Source organism: Marilutibacter aestuarii (genome assembly GCF_006546775.1).
Lineage (GTDB): Bacteria > Pseudomonadota > Gammaproteobacteria > Xanthomonadales > Xanthomonadaceae > Marilutibacter > Marilutibacter aestuarii.
Window position 1 is genome coordinate 1 of sequence record NZ_VICE01000024.1, and the last position, 9,050, is coordinate 9,050.

The 9,050-nt window shown below is 69.7% G+C and carries 9 protein-coding genes; 7 read left to right on the forward strand and 2 right to left on the reverse strand.

The features are described 5' to 3' along the window. The first annotated feature begins 189 nt into the window (after positions 1-189). The 3 genes from FKV25_RS03005 to FKV25_RS03015 all read left to right on the forward strand — a co-directional run bounded on the left by FKV25_RS03005 (position 190) and on the right by FKV25_RS03015 (position 3,364). Positions 190-1,329, forward strand: a complete 1,140-nt coding sequence (locus FKV25_RS03005; RefSeq protein WP_141517318.1) for a slipin family protein — start codon at positions 190-192, stop codon at positions 1,327-1,329. Between the two features lie 59 nt (positions 1,330-1,388). Then, the gene (locus FKV25_RS03010; protein WP_141517319.1) at positions 1,389-2,612 is read left to right on the forward strand and encodes an RtcB family protein; all 1,224 of its coding nucleotides are present in this window, start codon (positions 1,389-1,391) and stop codon (positions 2,610-2,612) included. A gap of 443 nt (positions 2,613-3,055) precedes the next feature. Then, a complete protein-coding gene (locus tag FKV25_RS03015) occupies positions 3,056-3,364 on the forward strand; it encodes a DUF3247 family protein (protein ID WP_141517320.1) in 309 nt (102 codons plus the stop codon). Between the two features lie 15 nt (positions 3,365-3,379). On the opposite strand, the gene FKV25_RS03020 is transcribed toward FKV25_RS03015, so the two are convergent. Next, the gene (locus FKV25_RS03020) at positions 3,380-4,042 is read right to left on the reverse strand and encodes a DsbA family oxidoreductase (protein WP_141517321.1); all 663 of its coding nucleotides are present in this window, start codon (positions 4,040-4,042) and stop codon (positions 3,380-3,382) included. Positions 4,043-4,166: 124 nt separating this feature from the next. Here FKV25_RS03020 and FKV25_RS03025 point away from each other — a divergent pair, with 124 nt between their 5' ends. Beyond that, complete coding sequence (locus tag FKV25_RS03025; RefSeq protein ID WP_141517322.1) at positions 4,167-7,088, forward strand: DUF748 domain-containing protein; 2,922 nt, start codon at positions 4,167-4,169, stop codon at positions 7,086-7,088. A gap of 110 nt (positions 7,089-7,198) precedes the next feature. Here the strand turns inward: FKV25_RS03025 and FKV25_RS03030 are convergent, their stop codons facing one another. Further along, complete coding sequence (locus tag FKV25_RS03030; protein WP_141517323.1) at positions 7,199-7,408, reverse strand: cold-shock protein; 210 nt, start codon at positions 7,406-7,408, stop codon at positions 7,199-7,201. Between the two features lie 258 nt (positions 7,409-7,666). Here FKV25_RS03030 and FKV25_RS03035 point away from each other — a divergent pair, with 258 nt between their 5' ends. The 3 genes from FKV25_RS03035 to FKV25_RS03045 form a co-directional block, all read left to right on the forward strand. After that, positions 7,667-7,951: a DUF4031 domain-containing protein gene (locus FKV25_RS03035; protein WP_141517324.1), complete on the forward strand. Its 285-nt coding sequence runs from the start codon at positions 7,667-7,669 to the stop codon at positions 7,949-7,951. Positions 7,952-8,063: 112 nt separating this feature from the next. Then, positions 8,064-8,315: a hypothetical protein gene (locus FKV25_RS03040; RefSeq protein ID WP_182688284.1), complete on the forward strand. Its 252-nt coding sequence runs from the start codon at positions 8,064-8,066 to the stop codon at positions 8,313-8,315. A 124-nt stretch (positions 8,316-8,439) separates the two neighbouring features. Beyond that, a partial coding sequence (locus FKV25_RS03045) for an MFS transporter (protein WP_342777153.1) occupies positions 8,440-9,050 on the forward strand: 611 nt, incomplete at its 3' end.

Below are 9,050 nucleotides of genomic sequence, written 5' to 3' on the forward strand. Positions count from 1 at the left end.
AGGCGCCAGCGCCTGCCCGCCGACCCGAGGTTGCCTTGCCACGCGCGCGCCGGTTCCGCGGCATCGATGCCAGGGGTGCTTCCACTTCTTGATTCCCGTCGGCCTGGGTGCCGGCGGGGGATGCGACGACCGATCCGGCGCATTCCTTGAACCAGGATCGGACCACCAGGACACCCAAGGAGAATGACAATGTTCTGGAACAAGAGGATCGTGGTCGGCGACGGCGAGCGCGGCCTGCTGTATCGCAACCGTCGCTTCGAGCGCGTGCTGGCACCGGGCGTGTATCGGATGTTCGACCCGCTCGGTCGCGTCGAGGTGGTGCTGCATGGCATCGCCCAGGCGGAATACACCGGTCGCGATGCCGACACGCTGGCGGCCGCGCTGGGCGACCGGGTGCACGAGGTGTTCAGCGTCGCCGACGTCGGTACCGACGAGGTCGGCCTGCTGTCGCGTGACGGCAAGCTGGTCGACGTGCTCGCTCCGGGTACGCGCAAGCTGTACTGGAAGGGCGTCGTACGGATGGAGGTGGAGACGGTCGCGCTGGCGCAGGGCCTCGAGCTCGACGCCGGCGTGGCACGCCGCCTGCGCCAGCTCGGCCACCTGGATCGCGTCGCGGTCGCCGTGGTGGTGCCGGAGGAGAGCGCGGGCCTGCTGTTCGTGGATGGCAGGCTCGAGCGCACCCTGGCACCGGGTGCCTACGCCTTCTGGAATTTCCGCAAGGACGTGGGCGTGGAGACGGTCGAGCTGCGCGTGCAGTCGATGGAGGTATCCGGCCAGGAGCTGTTGACCCGCGACAAGGTCAGCCTGCGCGTGAACCTCGCCGGCAGCATCCGCGTCGTCGATCCGGTCGCGGCCCGCACCCGCGTCGCCAGGTATGGCGACTACGTGTACCGCGAGCTGCAGTACGGCCTGCGCAAGGCGATCGCCGCCAAGACGCTGGACGAGCTGCTCGGCGACAAGGCTTCGCTCGACGCCGACATCTTCGGCCACGTGCGCGGCCAGGTCGCCGAGTTGGGCATCGAGGTGCTGGGCGTCGGCGTCAAGGACGTGATCCTGCCGGGTGAGATGAAGGACATCCTCAACAGCGTCGTGCAGGCGGAGAAGGCGGCCCAGGCCAACGTGATCCGCCGTCGCGAGGAGGCGAACGCCACGCGTTCCCTGCTCAATACCGCGAAGCTGATCGAGGAGAACCCGGTACTCCAGCGCCTCATGGAACTGGAGGCGCTGGAGAAGGTCACCGCGAAGATCGGTTCGATGACGGTCTTCGGCGGCCTGGACGGCGTCATGAACCAGCTGGTCAGCCTGAAGGCGCCGGCGATTTCAAGGTAACAATGCTCCGTGCGTGCCATGGACGGCCGCACGGGGTCATCAACGGAAAGGATCCCAACATGGACATCCCAAGCAACTACGACCTCCTGCATGCCGAAGGCAGCACCACGCCGATCAAGGGCTGGGTGCGCGGCGTGCCGCTGGAGGACCAGGCCCACCGGCAGCTGCAGAACATCGCGGCACTGCCCTTCGTCGGCCCCTGGGTCGCGGTGATGCCCGACGTGCACCTGGGCAAGGGCGCGACCGTCGGTTCGGTGGTGCCCACCCGCGGCGCGATCATTCCGGCCGCGGTAGGCGTCGACATCGGCTGCGGCATGGCGGCGGTGCGCACGACCCTGCGCGCCAGCGACCTGCCCGACAACCTGGCCCAGCTGCGCGGCTCGATCGAACGCAGCGTCCCGGTCGGCAACGGCCCCGGCGGCAACCACCGTCGCGTCCCGGACAGCATCGGCACGCGACTGGCACAGTCGGGGCTGGCCGAGCGGCTGGAGGCGATCCGGTGCAAGCACCCGCGGATCCGCCCGGACAAGGTGGACGCGCAGGCGGGCACGCTCGGCGGCGGCAACCACTTCATCGAGATCTGCCTCGACGAGTCGGACGCGGTGTGGGTGATGCTGCACTCGGGTTCGCGCGGTACCGGCAACCTGGTGGGCACCTACTTCATCGAACAGGCGCGTCGCCAGCTCGAGAAGCGCGTGCTGGGCTTCCACCTGCCCGACAAGGACCTGGCCTTCTTCATCGAGGGCGAGCCGATGTTCGCTGACTACGTCGAGGCAGTGTCGTGGGCGCAGGACTACGCCCGCACCAACCGCGAAGCCATGATGGCCCGGGTGCTGCACGAGATGCACCACCGCCTGCCGAAGTTCAGGCTCGACCGGCTGGCGGTGAACTGCCACCACAACTACGTGCAGCGCGAGCAGCACGGTGGGGAGTCGCTGCTGGTCACCCGCAAGGGCGCGGTGAGCGCCCGGGACGGCGAACTGGGCATCATTCCCGGCAGCATGGGCACGTGCAGCTACATCGTGCGTGGCAAGGGCAACGCGGACAGCTTCCACAGCTGCAGCCACGGCGCCGGCCGGGTCATGAGCCGCACCGCGGCGAGGCAGGCGATCACGCTCAAGCAGCACCGCGAGGCCACCGCGCACGTGGAATGCCGCAAGGACGCGGGCGTGATCGACGAGTCGCCGGCGGCCTACAAGTCGATCGACGCGGTCATGGCCGCCCAGACCGACCTGGTCGAGGTCCTGCACACCCTGCGCCAGGTCGTGTGCATCAAGGGCTGATCGCGATCGCGGCAGTCCCCGGAAGGCCGCATCCCTGGATGCGGCCTTCTTTTTTGGTTCTGCTCCCAGCGAAGGGGAGAACGGCGCACGGCGTCATGCCAGCGAACGCCGGGGTGAGGCGGACCGCTTGCGCGGCACCGCCGCGCGGTCTGGCCGAACGCCCAGCGTGCTGCGCTGGGCCGGGGGGACATGTGCCCAGCCCTGCGAAAAGCTGGATCCCAGCGTTCGCTGGGATGACGAGGGGTGGTGGCGCAGCAAGGTAGGATGGCTTGCGCGAAGCAAAAACCATCGTGCGTCGTGGCCGGTAGCGGCGAGGTTGGGTATCGCCTTCGGCTCGACCCACCCTACGACCCGTGGCGCCTCTGCCATGGGCCCTTCACCGGCATCTCGCGTCGCGCGCGCTAGGGTCGACCCGAGTGAAAGACCCCGCAGGAGTGCCGTACATGGGCAGGTTCGCCGAACGCATCCATACCGACCGCGCCGACATCGATCGCCTCGAGGCCCACCTCCTCGAGCTGCCCAACGACGCCCGCGTCGCGCTCAGGCTGGATGACGGCAGCGAGCTGGTCGGCACGGTCGCCGCGCGCGCGAGCCTGCAACTGTTCGAGGACCGGGACGGAAACGAAGGCATGAACGCGATCCTCCGCCTGGAGGACGTCACCCTCGACGGCAGCAGCCACGCCGATGTCCACGACCTGTGGCTCGACCGGATCGTGGACGTCCGGCGGATGCCCGGCCAGAGCGCGCGCTGACGCGGGTTCGCGCGCTCAGGCCGTGCGCGCGTGCCGCGCCAGTTGCCGGAGCGCCCGTTCGAACACCTCGACCGGCTGTCCGCCCTGGACCAGGTGCTGTCCGTCGAGGATCACCGAGGGCACCGCGCGAATGCCGCGCCCGGCGAAGAAGGCTTCCTGGCGTCGTACGGCGTCGGCATGCGCCCCCGAGGCCAGGATGTCGCGCGCCGCTTCCGCATCCAGGCCGGCTTCGGCCGCGACCTCGGCCAGCACCTCGTGCGATGAGATGTCGCGCCCTTCGCCCTGGTAGGCGCGAAGCAGGGCATGCTTGAGTGCGCGCTGCTGCTCGGCACCGGACTCGCCGGCCCAGTGCAGCAGGCGATGGGCGTCGAAGGTGTTGTGGATGCGGGTGCGCCTGCCGAACTGGAAGCCGACCTCGGCCCCGCGTTCGCGCAGCGTGTGCCGGTTGGCCTCGAGCTGATCGGCCGACAACCCGTACTTGGCGGCGAGGTGCGCGTCGGCATCCTCGCCTTCCGGCGGCATCCCGGGGTTGAGCTCGAAGGGCTGGAAGTGCCACTCGACCTGGATCTCGTCGCCGACGCGTGCGATCGCCTGCTCGAGCGCGTTGAGGCCAACCGCGCACCACGGACAGGCGACGTCGGAGACGAAGTCGATGCGGATCGGGACGGCGGTGCTCATATGAAGACTCCGTGAAGGCGGCGGGACGTCGTGCGTGGCAACGTATGGCGGTGATATGGGGATGGCGCGGCGACCCCGCAACCGCAACATGCGCCCGCCATCCAGGCCTCCAGGCACGGGAGGGATGGACACGATGCGCTTCGTCCGCAAGCCCTGGTTCTTCATCCCGGCGCTGCTCCTGCTGGCCGTCGGTCTCTACGCCATGGCCGGGTACTGGCTGGCGCCGCGGCTGCTGCGCGCACAGGCCATCGACTTCGTCGACACGCGCCTGGGCATGTCGCTCGCGCTGGGCGAGGTCCGGGTCGACCCGTTCAGGCTGACCTTGGACGTGCGCGACATCGCGATCACCGATCCCGGCGGTGCACGGCCCGCGGACAAACCCCTCGTCGCGCTGGAGCACCTGTTCGTCGACCTGGAAGGCGCGTCGCTTTGGGAGCGACGCTGGAACCTGTCGCAGGTGCGGCTGGAGGGGCCCTACCTCGATGCGCAGATCCGGCCGGACGGTTCGCTCAACCTGGCCGACCTGGTGCCTCCTCCGGAAAAACCCGACGCGCCCCTGCCGGCGCTCTGGCTGCAGGCCCTCACCGTGTCCGGCGGTCGGATCGACTTCGCCGACCACAGCCGCAGCCTGGCGCCGACCAAGGCCTTTTCACCGATCGACTTCAGCCTCAAGGACTTCAGCACCGCGCCCGAGGGCGGCGGTTTCAGCCTGGCCACTTCGAGCGCCGAGAACGAGCGCCTGCAATGGTCGGGACAGGTGTCGCTGCGGCCGCTGCGCTCGCAGGGCCGCTTCCGGGTGGGCGAGCTGCGGGCCGACAGCGTCTACGGCTTCTTCAGCGACATGCTGCCGATGCGACTGACCGCCGGGCGCTTCGACCTGGCCGGCGACTACCGCTTCGAGGTGGTGCCCGGCCAGGGCATGCAACTGGAGGCCCGGCTGCCGGCGATCGATGCACGCGACCTGCGCCTGCGTGCGCTCGACGTGGACGAGGACTGGATCCAGGTCCCCGAGGCCCGGCTTGGCGATACCCGCGTGTCGCTGCACGAGCGACACGTCGGGATCGCGTCCCTGCACTTGCAGGGCATGGCGGCGACCCTGTGGCGCGATGCCGACGGCCGCCTCAACCTGGAGCGCCTGCTCGCTCCGCCAGCGGTCGATGCGGTGCCGGCGCCGGACCCGGGCGATGCCGCGGCGGACTGGACGCTGGCACTCGGCGAGGCGACGCTGCAGGAGGGCGACATCCGCATCGAGGACCGCATGGTGGCGCCCGCGGCGCGCTTCCACCTGGCGCCGACGCGGCTGGTGGCCAGGTCGCTCAGCCTGGACTTCGAGCAGGCCATCGAAGTCGAACTGTCCAGCACCGTCAATGACGTGGCCCCACTGGCCGTGAGCGGCAGCGTGGTGCCGGCCACCGTCGTCGCCGACCTGCAGGTAGAGGTGTCGAAGATGCCGATCGAGCAGGTGCGGGCCTACCTGCCGGCGCTGCCGACCATCCGCCTGGAATGCGGGGTCGTGGCAGCAAAGGGTCGGCTGGCGCTGCAGGCCAGCGAAGGGCCTCCGCCGGGCTTGCGCTTCACCGGCGACGCCGGGATTACCGGCTTCGAACTGGTCGAGGCAACCAATGGACGGCCGTTCCTGGCATGGCGCCAACTGGACGTGGGCGGCCTGGAATACACCGCGGGGCCGGACGCATTGAAGGTCGCGCGCGCCACGCTGACGGCGCCGTTCGCCCGCGTCACCATCGCCGAGGACCGCACCATCAACCTGGTCGAGCTGTTCGGCGCGGGCGACCCCGCGCCCCGCAGCGTCGCCAATGCCAGTGCCGCGCCGATGCCGGTCGACATCGCACGCCTCGTGCTGCGGGACGGGGCGATGGCGTTCGCGGACCTGTCGATCGATCCCGATTTCCGTGCCGGCATCGAAGCCCTGCGCGGCACCGTGACGGGGCTGTCGACCACGCCGCGGCGCCCGGCCAGGATCGACCTGCAGGGCCACGTGATCAATCGCTTCTCCCCCGTCCGCATCGAGGGCGAAACCCACCTGGCGGCCTACGACCAGCACACCGACGTACGCATGGCGTTCGAGAACATCGAACTGCCGATCTTCAATCCCTACTCCGGCCGCTGGGCGGGCTATGCGATCTCAAAGGGCAAGCTGAGCACCGAGCTGCACTACCGCATCGACGACCGCAGGCTGGTCGCCGACCACCACGTGGTCATCAACCAGCTCGAATGGGGCGACGCCACCGGCAGCAAGGACAAGGTGTCGCTGCCGATCCGCCTGGGCACGTCGCTGCTCAAGGACCGCAATGGCGTGATCGACCTCGATCTGCCGGTCACCGGCACGCTGGACGACCCGAGTTTCCGGATCGGACCGGTGGTGTGGAAGATCATCCGCAACCTCATCGTCAAGGTCGTCACCGCGCCCTTCGCCTTCCTGGGCTCGCTGTTCGAGGGCGCCGAGCAGGCGCGCTATGTCGACTTCGAACCGGGCTCGGCCGCACTACCTGCCAATGCCGGCGGCGCGCTCTCGGCGCTGGCCAAGGGCCTGGGCGACCGGCCGGCGCTGAACCTGGACATTCCCGCCGGGGCCGGCGACGCGCTCGATGCCCAGGCGCTCCAGGAGCAGCGCTTCCTTGCGGCGCTGGCGGAGGTCAATGGCAATGCCGCGGAGGGGAGCACGCTCGATTACGCGGCGATGGACGCCCAGGACCGGCGCAACCTGCTCGAAGCGCTCTACCGGCGCGAGACCGGCAGCCGCCCGGAACCGCCGCAAGTGGACAAGGCGGCACTTGCGGGCCAGTCGTGGTCGGAGCGGCGCGAGTCGCGGCGCGACGCCGACGTGGCCTGGCTGGAGGACGCGCTGCGCCCGCGATTCGCCGTGGGCGAGGACGAACTGGTGCAACTGGGCCAGGCGCGCGCGGTGGCCGTGCAGGAGGCCCTGTTGGCGGACGGCGGGCTCGATCCGACGCGCGTGTTCCTGGCCTCCTCGCTCAGGGGTGAGCCTCACGAGGGCCGCATGCGCGTGGAACTGGCGCTGAAGTGAGCGGGCCGGGACACGAAGGTTCCGGAACGAAAAAACCCGGCTTGCGCCGGGTTTTTTGCTGCATCGCGTTCCCGGGCGCGAGCCCGGGAGCGTGTTGCGGTCGGTTCGCCTTACAGCGCTTCGACGGCGTCGGCCTGCAGGCCCTTCTGGCCCTGGACGACGGTGAAGCTGACCTTCTGGCCTTCCTGGAGGCTCTTGAAGCCCGAGCCCTGGATCGAACGGAAGTGGACGAAGACGTCTTCGCCGTTCTCACGGCTGATGAAGCCGAAGCCCTTGGCATCGTTGAACCACTTGACGGTTCCGGTTTCGCGATCAGACATTGTGTAGCTCCTGTACAAACAGATTTATAGGCCGCCGGAGCGGCAGTGAGGCTGGTTGCAAGGAGCAAGCGAGGCGCACGATGGGTGGATCGATCGATCAACGGCATCGGGTCACGGTTCACGGTGACCCTTGACGAACACAGCGTTTGCACAGTAGCCCCTATCGAGGACAATCACAATCAAAATCTTTCCCCTATTCATGATCCAGCCTGCCCACCCCCGTCCCGACGCCGCCCGGGACCGTGCCAGGGGCCAGGCGTGAGCGTCTACGTGGACGACGCCGTCACCCTGTGGCGGGGCCGGCGCTGGGCCCACCTGATGGCCGACCGCCTGGACGAGCTCCATGCCATGGCAGCGGCCCTGGGCATTCCCCGGCACGCCTTCCAGGACAAGACCAGCGGCGCGCATTACGACGTCACCGCGGAACTGCGCGAACAGGCCATCGCCCGGGGGGCGATCCCGATATCCCGGCACCGCGACCGCGAACGGGTACGGGCGGTGATCCGCGTCGCCCGCGCCCAGGGACGCGGCGAGCACCCCTGAGCCGCCCTTCCATGCACTGCACGTTCCGCGACAAAGGCGCATAGTGGGCGTTCGCCGCGCCGTCCGGAAGGGTTCCGGGGGTCGCGTGTCCACCCTCCACGAGGGAGTCAGCATGACCCGTGCCAAGAAAGGCCGCTCGACCGCCGTGAAGCCCAAGGCGGGCCTCCCCGCCGGCAGCGACCACAACCTGCAGAAGCGCATCGAGAGCGAACGCATCTCGGACGACATCGCCAGTTTCGAGAAATCCGGCGGTCGCATCGAGAAGCTCGGCACCACCCGCGTCCTGCAGAAGGTGGCTCCGGCCACGCCCGACGAGCACGCCGCGGCGCCCAAGCGCGTGCCGCCGACCGCGCGCAGGAAGTAGGCACCGGTCCGTCCGGCGCCCGCACTTGACCCGATGCGTCCGGCCAAGCGTCGCGCCTTGGCCGGAACACTGCGTTGAGGCCCCGGCGCTGGCTCCCGCCCGCGCGGGGCCCCAGACTGCGGCGATGCGCGCAACCGCACCCTCGCCCCTGCAAGCCTCCACCGCGAAGCCCCGGCCCCTGTGGCGGGGGCGTGCCCTCGTCCTGCTCGGCATCGCGCTGTCCGCGTTCAACCTGCGCACCGCGGTCACCTCGCTCACCCCACTGCTGGACCGGATCGGCGACGCGCTGGGCTTCGGCACCGCGATGATGGGCGTGTTCGGCATGGTGCCGACCGCGGCCTTCGCCGCCTTCGGCGTCGCCACGCCCGCGATCGCGCACCGCATCGGCCTGGAGCGCACCGCGCTTGCCGCCATGGGCCTGGCCGCTGCCGGCCTGCTTGCGCGTGGCTTCGCGCCCGGCACCGGGATGCTGCTGTCGGCGTCGGCCCTGGCCCTGGCGGGCATGGGCATCGGCAACGTGGTGTTGCCGCCGCTGGTCAAGCGCTACTTCCCCGATCGCGTCGGCACCGTCAGTTCCACCTACATCACCCTGCTGCAACTGGGGACCATCCTGCCGGCCCTGGCCGCGGTGCCGCTGGCCAACGCAGTGGGCTGGCGCAGCTCGCTGTCGGCGTGGGCCATCGTCGCGGTCGCGGCCGCGCTGCCCTGGCTGGGCGTGTTGTGGATGGAGCGCCA